15 protein-coding genes are annotated in these 18,939 nt (G+C 60.4%); 8 read left to right on the top strand and 7 right to left on the bottom strand.

Annotated elements, in window-relative coordinates; all coding sequences use genetic code 11:
• Nucleotide 1 precedes the first annotated feature (1 nt).
• Both H043_RS0112615 and H043_RS0112610 read right to left on the bottom strand, forming a co-directional pair.
• Nucleotides 2-3,103 (bottom strand): multidrug efflux RND transporter permease subunit, encoded by a 3,102-nt coding sequence (locus H043_RS0112615; RefSeq protein ID WP_027612174.1) that lies wholly within the window; start codon nt 3,101-3,103, stop codon nt 2-4.
• Entirely contained in the window at nt 3,100-4,257 is a 1,158-nt protein-coding gene (locus H043_RS0112610) for an efflux RND transporter periplasmic adaptor subunit (protein ID WP_027612173.1), read from the bottom strand. Before H043_RS0112610 ends, H043_RS0112615 begins: the two co-directional genes overlap by 4 nt.
• 971 nt (nt 4,258-5,228) lie before the next feature.
• On the opposite strand from H043_RS0112610, the gene H043_RS0112605 reads away from it, so the two are divergent.
• The 3 genes from H043_RS0112605 (at nt 5,229) to H043_RS0112595 (ending at nt 7,874) form a co-directional block, all read left to right on the top strand.
• Nucleotides 5,229-5,591: a DUF6124 family protein gene (locus H043_RS0112605; RefSeq protein WP_027612172.1), complete on the top strand. Its 363-nt coding sequence runs from the start codon at nt 5,229-5,231 to the stop codon at nt 5,589-5,591.
• Between the two features lie 307 nt (nt 5,592-5,898).
• On the top strand, nt 5,899-6,138 hold the full coding sequence (locus tag H043_RS0112600; protein WP_027612171.1) for a hypothetical protein: 240 nt from the start codon (nt 5,899-5,901) through the stop codon (nt 6,136-6,138).
• A 149-nt stretch (nt 6,139-6,287) separates the two neighbouring features.
• On the top strand, nt 6,288-7,874 hold the full coding sequence (locus H043_RS0112595; protein ID WP_027612170.1) for a PAS domain-containing methyl-accepting chemotaxis protein: 1,587 nt from the start codon (nt 6,288-6,290) through the stop codon (nt 7,872-7,874).
• A gap of 114 nt (nt 7,875-7,988) precedes the next feature.
• On the opposite strand, the gene H043_RS0112590 is transcribed toward H043_RS0112595, so the two are convergent.
• The 5 genes from H043_RS0112590 to norR all read right to left on the bottom strand — a co-directional run bounded on the left by H043_RS0112590 (nt 7,989) and on the right by norR (nt 12,482).
• The gene (locus H043_RS0112590; protein WP_027612169.1) at nt 7,989-8,738 is read right to left on the bottom strand and encodes a YkgJ family cysteine cluster protein; all 750 of its coding nucleotides are present in this window, start codon (nt 8,736-8,738) and stop codon (nt 7,989-7,991) included.
• Between the two features lie 86 nt (nt 8,739-8,824).
• The gene (locus tag H043_RS0112585) at nt 8,825-9,148 is read right to left on the bottom strand and encodes a hypothetical protein (RefSeq protein ID WP_027612168.1); all 324 of its coding nucleotides are present in this window, start codon (nt 9,146-9,148) and stop codon (nt 8,825-8,827) included.
• Nucleotides 9,149-9,296: 148 nt separating this feature from the next.
• The gene (locus H043_RS0112580) at nt 9,297-9,755 is read right to left on the bottom strand and encodes a GNAT family N-acetyltransferase (protein WP_027612167.1); all 459 of its coding nucleotides are present in this window, start codon (nt 9,753-9,755) and stop codon (nt 9,297-9,299) included.
• A gap of 27 nt (nt 9,756-9,782) precedes the next feature.
• Nucleotides 9,783-10,685, bottom strand: a complete 903-nt coding sequence (locus H043_RS0112575) for a chemotaxis protein CheV (protein WP_027612166.1) — start codon at nt 10,683-10,685, stop codon at nt 9,783-9,785.
• 243 nt (nt 10,686-10,928) lie between these two features.
• Entirely contained in the window at nt 10,929-12,482 is a 1,554-nt protein-coding gene (gene norR, locus H043_RS0112570; RefSeq protein WP_027612165.1) for a nitric oxide reductase transcriptional regulator NorR, read from the bottom strand.
• A 162-nt stretch (nt 12,483-12,644) separates the two neighbouring features.
• Here norR and hmpA point away from each other — a divergent pair, with 162 nt between their 5' ends.
• From hmpA to cyoB, 5 genes are all read left to right on the top strand, one after another.
• The gene (gene hmpA, locus H043_RS0112565; RefSeq protein ID WP_027612164.1) at nt 12,645-13,826 is read left to right on the top strand and encodes an NO-inducible flavohemoprotein; all 1,182 of its coding nucleotides are present in this window, start codon (nt 12,645-12,647) and stop codon (nt 13,824-13,826) included.
• 218 nt (nt 13,827-14,044) lie between these two features.
• Nucleotides 14,045-14,605 carry an ester cyclase gene (locus H043_RS0112560; protein ID WP_027612163.1) on the top strand — a complete coding sequence of 187 codons (561 nt, stop codon included), beginning with the start codon at nt 14,045-14,047 and terminating at the stop codon, nt 14,603-14,605.
• Between the two features lie 25 nt (nt 14,606-14,630).
• A complete protein-coding gene (locus H043_RS0112555; RefSeq protein ID WP_025109264.1) occupies nt 14,631-15,140 on the top strand; it encodes a disulfide bond formation protein B in 510 nt (169 codons plus the stop codon).
• 825 nt (nt 15,141-15,965) lie between these two features.
• The gene (gene cyoA / locus H043_RS0112545; protein WP_027612162.1) at nt 15,966-16,907 is read left to right on the top strand and encodes a ubiquinol oxidase subunit II; all 942 of its coding nucleotides are present in this window, start codon (nt 15,966-15,968) and stop codon (nt 16,905-16,907) included.
• A 3-nt stretch (nt 16,908-16,910) separates the two neighbouring features.
• Nucleotides 16,911-18,938: a cytochrome o ubiquinol oxidase subunit I gene (gene cyoB / locus H043_RS0112540; protein WP_007968380.1), complete on the top strand. Its 2,028-nt coding sequence runs from the start codon at nt 16,911-16,913 to the stop codon at nt 18,936-18,938.
• The last annotated feature ends 1 nt before the right edge of the window (nt 18,939 follow it).

The following is an 18,939-nucleotide window of genomic DNA, read 5'->3' as shown; positions in this document are numbered from 1 at the left end:
CTCAGTCTGTGGTCGCCAGTGCCGTCGTGGGCATTGGTTTGGGCCTGTGGAAAAGCCGCTCAAGCCACAAGTATATGACCGGCGTGGTAAACAGCGTCAGCATCTGGCTGACCAGCAAGCCGCCCACCACCGCGATCCCCAGCGGCTGGCGCAGTTCCGCGCCGGTGCCGTAACCGAGCATCAGCGGCAACGCGCCGAGCAGGGCGGCGAGGGTGGTCATGATGATCGGCCGGAACCGCGTCAGGCACGCTTCGAAAATCGCATCCTGCGGCGCCAGTCCGCGATTGCGCTGGGCTTCCAGGGCAAAGTCGATCATCAGGATGCCGTTTTTCTTGACGATACCGATCAGCAACACCAGCCCGATCAACGCCATGATCGAAAAATCCTGACCGCAGATCCACAGCATGATCACCGCCCCGAGACCGGCCGCCGGCAGCGTCGAGATGATTGTCAGCGGATGTACGAAGCTCTCATAGAGCACGCCGAGAATGATGTACACCGCCACCAGCGCCGCGAGAATCAGCCACGGCTGACTGGCCAGCGAACTCTGGAAAGCCTGCGCCGCGCCCTGGAAATTGCCGCTGATCGCGGTCGGCATGCCGATCTCGGCCTTGGCCTGATTGAGCAGGATCACCGCGTCGCCCAACGCCACGCCGGGCGCCAGGTTGAACGACAGGTTGGCGGCGGGGAACATGCCGTCATGGGCAATCGACAGCGGGCCGATGGTCGGCGCATCGAATTTGGCCAGCGCCGACAGCGGCACCATCTCGCCACTCAGCGGCGAGCGCAGATAGAAATAGTTGAGGCTTTCGGCTTTGCCGCGTTGCTTGGTATCCAGCTCCAGAATCACGTTGTACTGGTTGACCTGGGTCTGGAACTCGTTGATCTGGCGTTGGCCGAACGCATCGTACAGCGCCTCGTCGACATCGCTCGCGGTGAGGCCGAAACGCGCGGCGGCACTGCGGTCGATGCTGATGTGAGTGATGCTGCCGCCCAGTTGCAGGTCGTTGGAAATGTCGCGGAACGCCGGGTTGCTGCGCAGTTTTTCCGTCAGACGCTGGGTCCAGGTGGCGAGGGTCGCGCCGTCGTTGCTCTTGAGCACGTATTGGTACTGCGCGCGACTCGGGCCGGAGCTGAGGTTGATGTCCTGGCCGGCGCGCAGATACAGGACGATGCCCGGGACTTTCATCAGTTGCGGACGAATGCGGTCGATGAACTGGCTGGCCGAGACGTCGCGGTCGCCGCGTTTTTTCAGGGCAATCCAGAAGCGGCCGTTGGCGATGGTCTGGTTGCTGCCGGACACACCGACCGAGTGCGAGAACGCCTGAACGGCCGGATCGGCGGCGACGATTTCGGCCATGGCCAGGTGTTTTTTCACCATGTCGCCGTAGGAAATATCCGCAGCGGCTTCGGTGGTGCCGAGGACAAACCCGGTGTCCTGCACCGGGAAGAAACCCTTGGGGATAAAGATGTAACCGGCGATGGCCAAAGCGAGGGACAAACCGAACACGCCGATCATCAGTTTCTGGTGGGCGAGGGCGCGGCGCAGACCTTTTTCGTACCAGCCGAGCAGGCGTTCGCTGAAGCCCGGTTTGTCGTGGGCGTGATGCACCGGTTTGCGCATGAACAGCGCTGCCAGCGTCGGCGCAAGGGTCAGCGACACCACTACCGAAATCAAAATGGTCGAGGTCGCCGTCAGGGCGAATTCCTTGAACAGCCGCCCGACCACGCCGCCCATGAACAGCAGCGGAATGAACGCCGCCACCAGTGAGAAACTGATCGAAACCACGGTGAAGCCGATCTCGCCGGCACCTTTGATCGCCGCCTCGCGCATGCTGTCGCCGGCCTCCAGATGCCGGTGGATGTTCTCCACCACCACAATCGCATCGTCCACGACAAACCCGACCGCGACGACGATCGCCACCAGCGTCAGGTTGTTCAGGCTGAATCCCAGCAGGTACATCAGGGCGAAACTGGCGGTCAGCGATACACCGAGCACCGCCGACACAATCATCGTCGCCGACAACTGCCGCAGGAACAGCGCCATCACCGCCACCACCAGCAGGATCGCGATCAACAGGGTGATCTCGACTTCATGCAGCGAGGCGCGGATGGTCTGGGTGCGGTCGATCAGGGTTTTCACCTGCACCGAGGCCGGGAGCATGGCTTCGAGGCCGGGCAGGGCGGCTTGAATGCGGTCGACGGTTTCGACGATGTTCGCGCCGGGCTGGCGCGAGATCACCAGGTTCACCCCGGGTTGATCACCAGCCCAGGCTTGCACGTAGGCATCTTCCGAACCGTTGACGACTTTGGCGACATCCCGCAGGTGAACCGGGGCGCCGTCCTTGTAGGAAACGATGAGTTGGCTGTAGTCCTCGGGTTTGAATAACTGGTCGTTGGTCGACAGTGTCGAGATGCTCGATTCGCCGTACAACGCACCTTTGGCGAGGTTGAGGCTGGTCTGCTGGATCGCCAGACGAATGTCGGCCAGGGTCAGGCCGATCGCCGCCAGTTTGTCGGCCGAGGCTTGCACGCGGATCGCCGGACGTTGCTGACCGGTGATGTTGATCTGGCCTACGCCGTCGATCTGACTGATCTGACGCGAGAGCAGGGTTTCCACCAGGTCGCTGAGTTCGGTGCCGGGCATTTGCGTCGAGCTGACGCTTAAGATCAGCACCGGGCTGTCGGCCGGGTTGACCTTCTTCCAGGTCGGCAGGGTCGGCATGTCCTTAGGCAGCTTGCCGGCGGCGGTATTGATCGCGGCCTGGACTTCCTGAGCGGCGGTATCGATGCTCTTGTCGAGGGTGAATTGCAGGGTCAGCAGGCTGGAGCCGAGCGCACTGCTGGAGGTCATCTGGGTCATGCCGGGGATGGCGCTGAATTGCACCTCCAACGGCGTGGCCACGGACGAAGCCATGGTGTCGGGGCTGGCGCCGGGCAACTGCGCCGAGACCTGAATTGTCGGAAATTCCGCTTCCGGCAGTGGGGCAATCGGCAGGCGCGGGAAGGCAATCACGCCGACCAGCACCAAAGCGATGGTCAACAGAATCGTCGCGACCGGGTGATCGATGCACCAGGTGGAGACGCCTTTGTGCGCCTTCATGGTTTCGGCTCCGCTTGCACCACCTGTGGCGGTTCACTCATGACCTGCACGGTCGAGCCGGGTTTGAGCCGCGACTGGCCGTCGGTCACCAGCACGTCACCGGTTTTCACGCCTTTGATGATGTCCTGCCCGCTGCCCTGATAGACCATCTGCACTTGTACGGCTTCGACTTTGTCGCCATTCACGCGGTAAACGAAGTGTTGGTCGAGACCGCGCTGTACGACGGTAGGCGGCACCACCAGCGCATTCTTATCCAGTGCCGTCTGAATTTTTACCGTCACCAGCAGGCCCGGCCAGAGCTTCTGGCTGGCGTTGTCGAATTCGGCCTTGGCGCGGATGGTGCCGGTGTTGGCGTTGATCTGGTTGTCGATCAGGGTCAGGTGACCTTCGCCGAGCAGGTTGCCGGTTTCGCCGTCGGTGTCGGCACCGATGTAGGCCTTGACCTGTGCGTGCTGCGGATCGTTGATCAGGCCCTGCAGGGTCGGCAGCATTTGCTGCGGCAGCGAGAATTCCACGGCGATCGGGTCGATCTGGGTCACGGTGAACAGGCCGGCGGTGTCGGTCATGCGCAGGAAGTTGCCTTCATCGACTGTACGAATACCGACGCGGCCGGTGACCGGGGAGCGGATCTGCGTGTAAGAAAGTTGTACCTGCGCCGCGTCGATCGAGGCCTGGTTGCCTTGGGCGGTGGCTTTGAGTTGGTTGACCAGTGCTTGTTGCTGGTCGTAGGTCTGTTTCGAGATTCCGTCGTCGACGGTGAGCAGTTTGTAGCGTTTGAGGTTGACCAGGGCGACCTGCAATTGCGCCTGGCTTTCGCCCAGTTGCGCGCGGGCCTGGTCGAGGCTGGCGCGGATCGAGCGGTCGTCGATGGTGGCGAGCAGGTCGCCGGCTTTGACGAGTTGGCCTTCCTTGACGAGGATTTTGGTGAGGATGCCGTCTATTTGTGGGCGTACTACGACGCTGTGTAATGAGAGTACGGAGCCGATGCCGGTGGTGTAGCGGGGGACGTCTTTTTCGCTGACGGTGACGACGCGGACCGGGATGGCGGTTGGGGTGGCCAGTTTGGTCGGGGCGGGTTTCAGTGCCCACCATGTGCCTGCGGCGGCCAGGGCGATCACTAGGGCTAGCAGGGCTTGGTTTTTTTTGATTCGCATGCGGGGTGGGCGCCGGACGGAGTTTGGGCAGGGTTGTTGTCTTTATAAACCTGTCTGCAGGTCAGTAGGGTGACGGCTGGCTGTCAGCGCTGTCAGTTTCGCCGGGGTGTATATCCGTTTCTGCGGGTGTGGCTGATTACGGGGCTACTTTTTCCAGACGCCGAAAAAGTAACCAAAAAGGCTTGCTCCTGCGTTCGGCCCGCTCGCTGGGGCTCGGGGTTCCTTCGCTGCGGGATTGATCCGGGGGCAGCGCCTCCGGTTTGCTTCGCTGCACCTCCTCTCGCTGTGTTTGGCTGCGCCAAACGGTCGCTGCGCTCCCACCCCCGGATCAATCCCTCCACTCAGCCTTCCGACGTCGCCCGTGGATCAAGATCAAGATCAAGAGCGGCAGCCGAGCTTGCGCTCATCCTGGAGTGGGGCGGCATGCGCCGCGTGCGGGTTGTACTTATCTTCCCTGTAGGAGCTGCCGGAGGCTGCGATCTTTTGATCTTGCTTTTGCTTTTGCTTTTGCTCTTTTGTGGGAGCTGGCTTGCCAGCGATGACGGCCTGACAGCCGACCAATCTCCGGTAGGTGTACTCGGTTCAACGGTGGGAGCGGGCTTGCTCGCGAAGAGGTCTGTCCAGTCAGCCGATTACGTTGAGCTGTTTAATTCTGTGCCAAACAACCAGAACCTTCCCACAAGGTTTTCAGGTTGTCCGTCGGACGCACGATCTCTAGGCTTTGGATGTCACCGCAAATCGGTGATCGGGTGTGAGAACCCGCTAAGAGGTTTTAATCAAGCGCCAGCCGCACCATAATCGCCGCCAGCTTATTTGCTGCCGACGATCTTCTATGGCGGCTGTGTGCGGGCGGACTTCGGTTCGGCCGGGTTGATCTCTTACCGGTTTCTCACTCCGCACATAGCTGCCACCTCTTCGTCGCGTGAGAAACGACAGAGATGGCTTTAATCAGATGATTAGAGATCAATTCAATGTCGAAACCCGTACCCGATCCTCCCGAAGAAACCACAACCCCGCTCGCCGAAGCCATCCGCGCAGAAGACCTCGCCCAAAACCGCGAAGCCATCAAACGCGCGCTCGACTTTTACCTCAGTCCGCAACCCGTCCAGCCGCGACAGCCAAGCACCATGTTTCTGGTCAACCCAGGCATCGACACCGAAACCCTGCTCGCCCACGCTTACGAATCGTTGGCCTCTGCCAGTGCCATGGCCAGTAACTTCGCCAATGAACTCGGCGGCCCGCAACGCAGCACGGCGCTGGCGATCCAGCAGATCGTCATGCTCGCCGAACTGGCGGTGAACCGGGCGCTGGATAGGGTTGATCCACGCACTTGATCCGTCCGAGCACCGCGTCATCGTTCATCGCGAGCAGGCCCACTCCTACAGGTTAAAAGACAGTCCACCTGTGGGAGCGAGCCTGCTCGCGAAGACGTCTGTGCGGGCGACGCACCTCTGCCGGCTATTGTTGTTAACCGGTCCCAAAAAGGGACCGATCATTCCCGATTCGGGAAACATTGCACCTACCTCTAAACCGTTCGGCGTGCGCTGCAAATCTTCAGGTGCTGTCGCAAGGCGCGCAGGTATACTGCGCGCCTTCGCGGCTCACTGTTCGGGCCGGACTTTTTTGCTTTGCGGAGCTTTTATGACTTCCCCGACCCAACCGCCGGTTGACGACGCCGTGAGCGATGTCCCGGCCGAGCTGACTGACACCAGCGAAACCAAACCCGAGATTCCGGCTTTCAAGTTCCCGTTCAAACCGGGTGAACTGGCGGCGGCCAAGGGTTCGAATCAGCCGTGGTACAAGAACGGCGCCAAGAACGGCCACACCAAGACCCCGGGCATGGCGCCGCCGGGCACCCGTCGCTCGATGGGCAAGCGCTGAGTTTCATCCCGCCTTCAGCCATCGACTGCGATTTTCGGTCGCAGTGATGGCTAAGTGCTCAGATCCTGAGCCAGATCAATATTTGACCAATTGGTGCGCTTAGAGTCAGCAGCCCTGCCGACTCTTCCCATAAAACGAGCGCGCTTTCCATGAAGATCAATCTCCCGGTAACCGGCCGTAACGTCGATGTGGCGCCGGACGCGAACATTCTCTCGACCACTGATCTGACCAGCGCGATCACTTACGCCAACGACGATTTCATCAGGATCAGCGGCTACAGTCGCGACGAATTGCTCGGCAAGCCACACAACCTGTTGCGCCATCCGGACATGCCGGCGCTGGCGTTTGCGCATATGTGGCAGACGCTGAAGGGCGGGCGCTCGTGGATGGGGCTGGTGAAGAATCGTTGCAAGAATGGCGATCATTATTGGGTCAGCGCGTATGTCACGCCGGTTACGCAGAGCGGCGTGGCGGTGGAGTATCAGTCGGTACGCACCCGGCCGGATGCACGGCAGGTGGCGGCGGCGGAGCGGGTGTACGCGCAGTTGCGTGGAGAGTTGAAGGGACGGCGGCCGCTGCCCACTTTAGGTCTGCGTGGCAGGATCACGGTGTTGGCCAGTGCGTTGCTGGGGCTGGTGTTGGGGATCGAGGCCTGGTTGCGTCCGGAGTCGGCATGGATCGATGGGCTGGCATTTGTGGTCGGCAGCAGTCTCTGCGCGTTGGGCGTGCGCTGGATCTTGCGGCCGCTGGAACGCCTGACCGAGCGCGCGCGGCAGGTCGCGGACAATCCGTTGAGTCAGAGCATCTATACCGGGCGCCGCGATGAGTTCGGCCAGATCGAGTTTGCCCTGCAAATGCTCGAAGCCCAGGTCGGCGCGGTGGTCGGGCGTATCGGTGATGCGTCGCAGCAGTTGGCCGGGCATGCGGCGCAACTGGTCGATCATCTGCAAAGCAGTCACAACAGTTCGCTGGCGCAGCAGGCGGAGACCGATCAGGTGGCGGCGGCGATTCATCAGATGGCCGCCAGCGTCGCGCAGGTTGCCAGCCATGCGCAGCAGGCGTCAGTGGCGGCGGACATGGCCGGCACGGAAACCCGCGAAGGGCATTTGCTGGTCGGCGAGAGTCGCAGTGCGGTGTTGCGTCTGGCCGAGGAGTTGCGGCGGGCGACCGAGGTGATTCATCAGCTCGAAGGCCACAGCAGCGAGATTTCCGGAGTACTGGAGGTGATCCGCAGCATCGCCGAGCAGACCAATCTGCTGGCGCTCAACGCGGCGATCGAAGCGGCGCGCGCTGGTGATGCCGGGCGCGGTTTTGCAGTGGTGGCGGATGAGGTGCGCGGGTTGGCGCAACGCACGCAGCAATCGACCAACGAGATTCAGCGGATGATCAGCAGCCTGCAAAATGGCGCGCGCGATGCAGTGCTGGTGATGCAGCAGAGCAGCGAGCATGTGGATAACAGCGTCGAACAGGCACAGCGCGCGGCGCGGGCGCTGGACGGGATCAGTGAGCGGGTCGAGCAGATCACCGAGATGAGCCTGCAGATTGCCGCGGCGGTGGAGCAGCAGAGTGCGGTGAGCGAGGACATTAATCGCAACATCGTCAGCATTCGCACGGCGTCGGAATTGACGGTGGATGAGGGGCGGCAGAGTCAGCGCAATTCTGAAGATGTGGCGGGGCTGGCGGGGGATTTGCGGTTGCTGGCGCGGGAGTTCTGGGGGCGGCGGGTTAGGGATTGAGGTTGCCTGGGCCGGCCTCTTCGCGAGCAGGCTCGCTCCCACATTTGAAATGCGATCCATTGTGGGAGCGAGCCTGCTCGCGAAGGGGCCATTCGCCCCGACAAAAATTCCGGATCAAGCCGCCCGCAGCGAAATAAACGCATACGTCTGCGCCGGCTCCGTCACCACCTGCGCCCCGGCCGCCACCAATTGCCCGGCAACGTCGTCCCCGGACAGATGAAACAGCCATTCACTGGATTCCGTATTCAGCGGCTGTGCTGAAACCTGATCGATCACAGCCGCAAAAGCGTCCATCTGCGGCAAATACGCGGTAAACCCATCGCCCTTGAGCGCCGTGGTGCGAATCCCCAGCGCCGCGCAGATCGCATCCTTGATCCGGATGTCATCGCGATCGGCCTGACGCGAACGCTGGATCAACGCCAGCAGCTCCTGGTCGACCAGCTCCCCGCCGGCAATCAGCAGCGGCCCCTGCTGCCACGACTCTGGCGGGCAATCCTTGGCGGCTGGGTTGAGCGGGATGTGCGGATTGATTTCTGCCGGATAAATCCTGCACACCAACGGCCGGCGTTCGTAAATCCGGCATAGGTTGTCTTCGTCAAGATTCCGGCAGCGGCCGACGTTGTAGGCGGCGAAGGTGATGGCCACGTGTGCCTCGGTCGTGCCGCTGCGTACCACCAGCGAACGCCGTTCGGCGTGTTCACGCTGCTGCGCCGGCAGGCCCAGGCCGTTGCCGAGAAAGGCCTCCACCAGCACGATCACCTGACCGCCATCCGCCGCCCACATGCGGGCTTCGGCGAGGGTCAGGGGCACATGGTGGTCGGTGCAGCATTTGCCGCAACCGACGCAGGAAAATGTCGTATTCATTGCACGATCAATCTTCAATCAGAGTGTGATACGGCGACGTAAAGTCGCCAGGCTGAGGCTGATCGAAGCAAGTTGTGCGCCAGCCCTCAGGGCTTGGTGGTCGGGCGGATCGAGTCCCATTCGGTGACGAACGCGGTTTTCGACTTTTTGCTGTACAGGCACAGCTCAGTGCCTTGCTGGCCTTTCATGTGTTTTTGCGGGTATTGGCCTTGCAGCAGCACGGCGGTGTAGCCGACGCGGTCATCGAATTGCGCGGGTGTGCCGACGGGTTTGGCGTCTTTCAGGCCGCTGGCCTTGGTGCAGTTGGCGAGCACGGTTTTGTCGTAAGCGGCCCAGGCGTCGGGGCTGGAGGCGTGGGCCTGTGAGGCTAGGGCGGTGAGGCAGAGCAGGCTCAGGGAGAGGGTTTTCATCGTGGGCGTCCTTGGTCGTGGGTGGCCAAGGTTGGAGTCTGCCCGGGAAGGGAAGTTGCCTGTGCTGGCCTCTTCGCGAGCAAGCCCGCTCCCACAATTTGGAATGCGTTCCCCCTGTGGGAGCGGGCTTGCTCGCGAAGACGGTCGATCAGTCCGGTACAAGTTCTCGGCGAACCACCATCATCCCGGCACTTTCATACAACCGCTGCGCCCGCAGATTGTCTTCCAGCACCTTCAGATCGACAAACCCTTCACGGCGTTGCTGAAACACCTTGAATGCATTCAACAGCAACGCCCGACCCAAACCTCGGCCCTGAGCGCGCGGATGCACCACCAGATTCTTGATGTACGAACTGGTCCAGCATTGCGCCACGCCGATCACGCCTTCGGCATCGCTGGCAATGAAACACAGCGCCGGGTCGTATTCGGGATCGCTCTCGAAGCGCAGCTGCCATTCCTCCAGTGCCGGCACCCGACCGCCGCCCTCACGGTAGCCGAGTTGCATCAGCTGATGCACCGCCGCCGCCAGTTCCGGGCGATAAGTGCTCAGCTCAATGCCTTCCGGCCAGTGGATCGGCGGCACGCCTTGGCGAAGGTTGCGCCGCATCAGAAAGCAGTATGTCTGGCCCAAGACTCAGTGACCGTTGGCGGCGACGTGTTTGGCCGCTTCGATCAGGCGCTGGGTCAGTTCCGGCGAGGAGAACTTGGTCAGCACCGCGTTGGCCCCGGCCAGACGCGCTTTCTCGCTGTTCATCGCGCTGTCGAGCGAGGTGTGCAGCAGCACGTAGAGGTGGGCGAAGTCCGGCGTCTCGCGCAGGGTGCGGGTGAAGGCATAGCCGTCCATTTCGGACATTTCGATGTCGGAGACGATCAGGTTGATCTGCTGCGCGGTGCCTTGCAGATCCAGCAGGCAGTCGATGGCTTCCTTGGCACTGCGCGCGGTGTGACATTGCAGGCCTAGGTTGCGCAGGGTGTGCACCGATTGCTGCAACGCCACCTGGCTGTCGTCGACCACCAGAATCCGTGCGTTACCAAGGACTTCGGCGTCTTCCATGCTCAGGTCGGTCGGGGCCATTTCGATCTGCGCCGGGGCGATGCTGTGGATGACTTTCTCGATGTCGAGCACTTGTACCAGTGTGCCGTCGACTGAGGTCACGCCAGTGATGTAGGCGCGCGAGCCGCCGGAGCCGAACGGCGGCGGCTTGATGTCGGTGGTCAGGCAATGGACGATTTTGCTCACCGCCTGCACATGCAGACCCTGCTTGGAACGGCTGACGTCGGTGACGATCAGGCAGCCGCCGTTCGGGTCTTCCAGTGGTCGCTCGCCGATGGCACGGCTGAGGTCGATCACCGACAGCGACGCGCCGCGCAGGGTGGCGATGCCTTTGATGTGCGGATGCGACTCGGGCATTTTGGTCAGTGGCGGACAGGGGATGATTTCACTGACTTTCAGCAGGTTGATCGCCATCAGCTTGCCGCTGCGCAAGGTAAACAGCAGAAGCGAAAGTGAATCTGCGCGGGCTTTGTTGGAAGACATAAAAACCTTCTGTGGAAAAAGGTGATGGGCGAGGGTGCAAATCGCCAGAAACTATTGATGCCGGGTTATCGGCGTTAATGGGGTGGGCTTTAGGTCGGTTATCGGGTAGGGCAAGAATCACCTGTGGCGAGGGGATTTATCCCCGATGGACTGCCCGGCAGTCCCATTTCCTGGTGCCGCTGCGCAGCACATCGGGGATAAATCCCCTCGCCACAAGGAATTCACTCAAACTGGATGAAGTGATTATTTCATGCCTAATCGCTTGGCCATCCGCCCAAGATTCGCCCGGTCCAGCCCCAACTCCCGCGCCGCACTCGCCCAGTTATCCTGGTTACGCTCAAGCGCAGCACTGATCAACTGCCGCTGATATTGCTCGGTGGCGCTGCGCAGATCGCCGTTGATCAACGGCATCGCGGGCACCTCGGCAGCCGGCTCAATTGAGTTATCCACAACCTCCCGCGGCAGATCCAGATCCGCCGCACTCAAACTGAGGATCTTCGGCCTTACCTTGCAATTGCCCAGCGCCTTCAGTGCGCTGCGGCCGATCAAATGTTCCAGCTCGCGCACGTTGCCCGGCCAAGTGTAGGCGAGCAACGCGTCCTGGGCATCGCTACTCAAACGCAGGCTGTTGAGGCCCATGCGCGAGCGGTTCTGTTCCAGAAAGAAGCCGCTGAGCAGCAACACATCGCGGCCGCGATCGCGCAGCGCCGGGACCCGCAGCGGGTACACGCTCAGGCGGTGATAGAAGTCGGCGCGGTAGCGGCCGCTGCGCACTTCTTCAGCCAGATCGCGGTTGGTCGCGGCGATCAGGCGCACATCGACCTGATGTTCCTTGTCCGAGCCAAGCCGCTGCAACTGGCCGCTTTGCAGCACGCGCAGCAACTTGGCCTGTACGGTCAGCGACAGTTCGCCGACTTCATCGAGAAACAGCGTGCCGCCATTGGCCAGTTCGAACTTGCCGCGGCGGTCGCTGGTGGCGCCGGTAAAGGCGCCGCGCACGTGGCCGAACAGTTCGCTTTCTACCAACGTATCGGGCAGAGCGGCGCAGTTGAGGCTGATGATCGGTTTGTCGGCGCGCGGCGAGGCGGCGTGGATCGCTTGCGCCACCAGCTCCTTGCCGACCCCGGTTTCGCCGGTGATCAGCACGGTCAGGTCGCTGCCGCCGACCAGATTGATTTCCTCCACCAGCCGTTTGTGCGCCTTGCTCTGGCCGATCATTTCACGCTGCTGCTGACCGCTGGCTTGGCGGTAGACCTCGGCGCGTTGGTGTTCGTCTTCGGCACGCAGCGCCAGGCGTTCGATACGTTCGGCGGCGTTGACCGTGGCCGAGGCGAGACTGGCGAACGCTTGCAAGGCGTCGAGTTCGATCGGCTCGAAACGCTCCGGATCGAGCGCATCAAGGGTGATCAGGCCCCAGAGTTTTTCATCGACGAACAGTGGGCAACCGAGGCAGTCATGCACTTCGAGATGTTCGCCCAGACCATCGACCAAGCCGTCGTAAGGATCGGGCAAGTCGCTGTCGGCGGCGAACCGCGTTGGCCCGGCGCCGTCCAGCAGGATCTCGAAACGGGGATGTTCGCTGACCTTGAAGCGCCGGCCGAGGGTGTCGGTGCTCAAACCATCCACCGCCAGCGGCACCAGCCATTCGCCGTCCAGGCGCAGCAACGCGGCGGCATCGCACGGCAGCAGGGCGCGCATGGCTTCGAGCAGGCGCCGATAGCGCTCGCCCTCGGGCAGTTCGCGGGACAGGTCGGAGACCAGTGGCAGTAGAGCGGTGAGCAGGGATTTGGCGGTCATGGTGTTGTAGTCAAAGAGACTCGATGTAGTCGCGATGACTATAAAACGCTTTGAGTCTAAATGACTACGTAAAAAATAAACAATTGATTTATAACGATAATTTATCTGGCACGAAAACTGATAAGCCTAAGGTAATTCTCAAAAAGCTCAGGAGTCATTCTTATGCTTAGCGTCCAGGATCGTGCCATCGTCAAATCCACTGTGCCTCTGTTGGAAAGCGGCGGAGAAGCGCTGATCACCCACTTCTACCGCATGATGCTCTCCGAATACCCTGAGGTGCGCCCACTGTTCAACCAGGCGCATCAGGCCAGTGGCGATCAGCCGCGCGCGTTGGCCAATGGTGTGTTGATGTACGCCCGGCACATCGATCAGCTCGACCAGTTGGGCGATCTGGTGGCAAAGATCATCAACAAGCACGTCGCCCTGCAAATCCTCCCGGAGCACTACCCGATTGTCGGCACCTGCCTGCTGCGGGCCATTTCCGAAGTGCTCGGCGATGAGATCGCCACGCCGGAAGTGATGAGCGCGTGGGGCGCGGCGTACGGGCAATTGGCCGAGATTCTGATCGGCGCTGAAGCCGCGATCTACGACCAGAAAGAACAGGCAGTCGGCGGGTGGCGTGGCGCGCGGGAGTTCATCGTGGTGAACAAGGTCGAGGAGAGCGAGGAAATCATTTCGTTCTACTTCGAGCCGGCGGACAAAGGCCCGATCCTGGCCGCAGAGCCGGGTCAGTACATTGGCATGAAGCTGATCCTCGACGGCGAAGAAATCCGCCGTAATTACTCGCTGTCGGCACTGGCCAATAAAGGTCAGTACCGCATCAGCGTCAAGCGCGAACCGGGCGGTCGTGCGTCCAACCACTTGCATGACCAATTGCACGTCGGCGCGAGCATTCAGCTGTTCCCGCCATCGGGCGAGTTCACCCTGACTGCCAGCGACAAACCGCTGGTGCTGATCAGTGGCGGCGTCGGCATCACTCCGACCCTGGCGATGCTCGAAGCAGCGCTGCAAACCGAGCGCCCGGTGCACTTTATCCACTGCGCGCGCAACGGCAGCGTGCATGCGTTCCGTGACTGGATCGATGGGTTGGCGGCGCGTCATCCGCAGCTCAAGCGCTTCTATTGCTACGCCGAAGACGACGGCGTGAGCCCGGCGGCGGACAAGGTCGGGATCCTCAGTCAGGAGCAGTTGGGCGAGTGGCTGCCTACACAACGTGACGTCGACGCTTACTTCTTGGGGCCGAAGGGCTTCATGGGCGCGATCAAGCGGCATTTGAAGGCGCTGGGTGTGCCGGAGCAGCAGAGCCGTTATGAGTTCTTCGGGCCGGCGGCGGCTTTGGAGTGATCTGAAACCGGGTTGTCTTCATTCGCGAGCAGGCTCGCTCCCACAGGATTTGTGTTCAACGTAGATCCAATGTGGGAGCGAGCCTGCTCGCGAAGGCCGTTACGCGGTCTCGATTCTTAAATTCTGTTTAAAGGTTAATCGTTTCTTAACCGGTTTATCGTTTATTCCCCGATGCTGATGATAGGCGCTCGTTCGTTTAACTGATCAGGATCGCCCCCATGTCGCACATCATCTTCTCTTCTCGTTTGAGCCTGGCAACACTTGGCCTGTCGGCTGTTTTATTCGCCAGTCCATTTGCTGCGGCCGAATCGGCGTTGATCGCACCGCAGAGTCTGATCGTCGATCAGAGCCTGCCCAAGGCGCAGCGCGATGCAATGGAACTGGCGGCGCGGCGTTACGGCAGTTTCTGGAACAGTGGGGAAGAGGCCCTGGCCACGGCAGCCTTGTCGCCGCAGTTTGTCGACAAGACCCCGCCCGAAGGTCGGGTGCAGGGGCCGACCGGGCCGTTGCTGGCATCGAAGTTCTTTCGTACAGCGGTGCCGGACCTGAGCTGCGAGATCGAGCAAATGATCATTGCCGGTGACCGCGTGGTGGTGCACCTGCACTTTCGTGGACACTTCAGTGGGGCGTTCAAGGCTCTCAAAGGACAGGGCCAGCGTGTAGACTTCCGGGCAACCGATATCTATCAGATCGACAACGGTCGCATCGCGGCCAATTGGCATATCGAAGACAAAATCAGTCTGATGGCGCAACTGCAAGCGCAGCCGCCAGCCAGCTGAACCATGGACATATAAGGGAAACGCGATGAGCGAGGAAACGATTCGACTGGGACGTGAGCGGCGCTTTCTGGTGCTGCTGGGCATCATCTGTCTGGCACTGATCGGCGGCGCGCTTTACATGCAGATCGTGCTGGGCGAGGCACCATGCCCGCTGTGCATCCTGCAGCGTTATGCATTGCTGCTGATTGCGCTGTTCGCGTTTATCGGCGCGGCCATGCGCACCCGCCGCAGCATCACGGTGTTCGAAGTGCTGGTGGTGATCTGCGCGATCGCCGGCGCCGGTGTTGCCGGGCATCACGTGTACACCCAGTTCTATCCGGCGGTGAGCTGCGGCATCGATGTGTTGCAGCCGATTGTCGACGACCTGCCGCTGGCGAAGATCTTCCCGCTGGGCTTCCAGGTCGATGGTTTCTGCTCGACGCCGTACCCGCCGATCCTCGGTCTGTCGCTGGCGCAATGGGCGCTGGTGGCGTTCGTGCTGGTGGTGATTCTGGTGCCGCTGCTGACCTCGCGTAACCGAAAAGCACTGCGCTGAATCAACTCTTCGGCAGATTGGCCGATACAGAAAACGCCCCGATTTGCGTATCAGCCGATCGGGGCGTTTTGCATTTCAGAGTGTTTGTGAAATCACCGTGACGAACGGCAATGGAGAGTGCGGCAGGTGTGCGACATGTTGTCACACGCGCCCTGTCGCGGGGCCTTTCGGCGACCCGGATTGGCGTAATGTTACAAAAAAGGATTGGTCTGTTTCGGCATTTTTCTGGTTTTGCACGCAGGTGCCAGATCAGGCAGTTTTAACAGGCTCTGGCAGATGGCCAGAGGCCTTTGAATATCGGGCTTTGCGCCGATTCGCTGCCGGGAAAATCCCTTCGGAGCTGTCTGAACTGAGGTGTATAGGCCTACATTTTTTGGTGTTTTTGTTGAGAATCGATTTCGATAACATGCGGAACTTTTGCAAAAACGGTGATGGATTGTTGCTCTGAGCGATAAAAATTATTTCGGGATAAGACATGGTGTATAGGGCGCTACCTATCTACAATCGCCCGCACTGAATTCCCGGCACTGTTCAGCCTTTATTAAGGAACTGGACAGGAAGTCGGGTGTCGAGCGGGCCGAAAGGCTTTTGCGACACCCAGGTGTCGGTGCCTTCCAACTTTCCGCACCAAATGGAATTGGTCTGTAACAAGGCCTTTGACCACGAATTCGAATAAGAACTGACCGCTGTCCATGGTTTTGTCGAGCGTCTGACGCGCGACGGGCGGCCCTTATTCAATCCAAAGAAAATGCCAACCCTTGGCAGGGTGAAGTGTTGGCGATCAAAACCCAACTGCATTGCGCAAGCTGCTTTAGAGGTCGTGAGATGAGTAAAAACAGGTACCCCAGATTACTAGGCCTAGTGCCGCTGCTCGGCACGTTGTTGCTGGGAGGCTGCAACATGACCCTGCTCAATCCAACGGGCCAGGTCGGCCTGGAACAGCGCAACCTGATCATCACCGCCACGCTGCTGATGCTGTTGGTCGTTGTGCCGGTTATCGTCATGACCTTCCTGTTCGCCTGGAAGTACCGCGCGTCCAACAAGGATGCCGTCTACACCCCGAAATGGTCGCACTCGACCAAAATCGAAGTGGCGGTCTGGACCATCCCGGTTCTGATCATCATCGCCCTGGGTTACATCACCTACATTTCGACCCACAAACTGGACCCGTACCGTCCGATTGAATCCGACGTCAAGCCGGTGACCATCGAAGTCGTTGCGCTGGACTGGAAGTGGCTGTTCATCTACCCGGAACAAGGCATTGCCACGGTCAACAAGATCGTGTTCCCGGCGCACACTCCGGTCAACTTCCGGATCACCTCCGACGCCGTGATGAACTCGTTCTTCATCCCGGGCCTGGGCGGCCAGATCTACGCGATGGCGGGCATGACCACCAAGCTGCACCTGATCGCTGACCGCAACGCTGAAATGGACGGTATCTCCGCCAACTACAGCGGCGCTGGTTTCACCGGTATGAAATTCAAAGCGATCGCAACTTCTCAGGAAGATTTCGACGCCTGGGTAAGTGAAGTCAAAAAGGCACCTAAACAGCTTGAACAAGCTGAATACGCAGCCCTTGCCAAGCCAAGCCAGAACAATCCAGTCGAGCTCTACTCCTCGGTCACGCCGAACCTGTTCCAGACCATCGTCGACAAGTACGAAGGCATGAAACCGGGCAAGCCGCTGAAGCACGAGAAGAAAGAGAAAGAAGTGGCGGCAACGGACATGGACTCGAATTCGCATTCAGCTGCCGGGGCAGAGGAGTAAACGATGTTTGGTAAATTAAGTTGGGAAGCGATCCCTTTCCACGAGCCGATCGTGATGGTCACCATCTCGATGATCGCGCTCGGTGGTCTGGCGTTGTTCGCTGCAATCACCTACTTCAAGAAGTGGACCTACTTGTGGACCGAGTGGCTGACGTCGGTCGACCACAAGAAAATCGGTGTGATGTACATCATCGTTGCCATGGTCATGCTGCTGCGTGGCTTTGCCGACGCCATCATGATGCGTACCCAGTTGGCCATGGCCACCGAGGGTTCGCCTGGCTACCTGCCGCCTGAACACTATGACCAGATCTTCACCGCTCACGGTGTGATCATGATCATCTTCATGGCGATGCCATTCTTCACCGGCCTGATGAACCTTGCAGTGCCGCTGCAGATCGGCGCGCGTGACGTTGCCTTCCCGTTCCTGAACTCCCTGAGCTTCTGGCTGCTGGTGTCCGGCGTTGTGCTGATCAACCTGTCGCTGGGTGTCGGCGAATTCGCCAAGACTGGTTGGGTTGCCTATCCGCCGCTGTCGGGTCTGCAGTACAGCCCTGGCGTGGGTATGGACTACTACATCTGGGCGCTACAGCTATCCGGGTTAGGGACGACGCTGACGGGGGTCAACTTCCTCGCCACCGTGCTGAAAATGCGTACCCCTGGCATGAAACTGATGGACATGCCGATCTTCACCTGGACCTGCACCTGGGCTAACGTCCTGATCGTGGCTTCGTTCCCGATCCTGACCGCTACCCTGGCACTGCTGACCCTCGACCGTTACATGGATTTCCACATTTTCACCAATGAACTTGGTGGCAATCCAATGATGTACGTCAACCTGTTCTGGGCCTGGGGCCACCCTGAGGTTTACATCCTGATCCTGCCGGCATTCGGCATCTTCTCGGAAGTGATCTCGGCGTTCACCGGCAAGAAACTGTTCGGCCACCACTCGATGATCTACGCTTCGGGCGCGATCTCGGTACTGGGCTTCATGGTTTGGCTGCACCACTTCTTCACCATGGGTTCGGGTGCCAGCGTCAACGCCTTCTTCGGTCTGGCGACGATGCTGATTTCCATCCCGACGGGTGTGAAACTGTTCAACTGGCTGTTCACCATCTACCAGGGCCGTCTGCGCTTCACCAGCCAGGTGCTGTGGACCCTGGGCTTCATGGTGACCTTCGCCATCGGCGGCATGACCGGCGTACTGCTGGCCATCCCGGGTGCTGACTTCGTTCTGCACAACAGCCTGTTCGTGATCGCGCACTTCCACAACGTGATCATCGGCGGCGCGGTATTCGGCTACATCGCAGGTTTCGGCTTCTACTTCCCGAAAGCGTTCGGCTTCAAGCTGCACGAAGGCTGGGGTAAAGCAGCGTTCTGGTTCTGGATCTCGGGCTTCTTCGTCGCGTTCATGCCGCTCTATGCACTGGGCTTCATGGGCATGACCCGTCGTCTGAACGCCACCACCAACCCTGAGTGGGTACCGTACCTGTACGTTGCCATGTTCGGTGCGGTGATGATCGCTGTCGGTATCGCCTGCCAACTGATCCAGCTGTACGTCAGTGTGCGTGACCGCAACAAGCCAGAGAACATGTGCGAACACGGTGACCCGTGGAATGCCCACACTCTGGAATGGTCGACCTCGTCGCCACCTCCGTTCTACAACTTCGCTGTGCTGCCTAAGGCTGACTGCATCGACCCGTTCACCGAAGCCAAGGAAAACGGTACTGCGTACCAGGCTCCGGCCAAGTACGAGCCGATCCACATGCCGAACAACACCGCCACTGGCGTGGTGATGGGCGCACTGCTGACCGTCTTCGGTTTCGCGATGATCTGGCACATCTGGTGGTTGGCGATCGCCAGCCTGGCCGGCACTGTCATCTACTTCGTGATCCACGCCGCACGTGACGACCAGGGCTACATGGTTCCGGTTGAAACGATCGAGCGCATCGAAGCCGAGCAGCACAAGCGTCTGGTCGCGGCAGGGAAAATCCCGGCCAATGCCACCCGTGTAACCTCGTTGGAACAGGCTTAAA

The sequence above is a fragment of the Pseudomonas sp. URIL14HWK12:I6 genome, assembly GCF_000514195.1.
GTDB classification, from domain to species: domain Bacteria; phylum Pseudomonadota; class Gammaproteobacteria; order Pseudomonadales; family Pseudomonadaceae; genus Aquipseudomonas; species Aquipseudomonas putida_A.
This window is presented reverse-complemented; position numbering and strand designations above follow the sequence as displayed.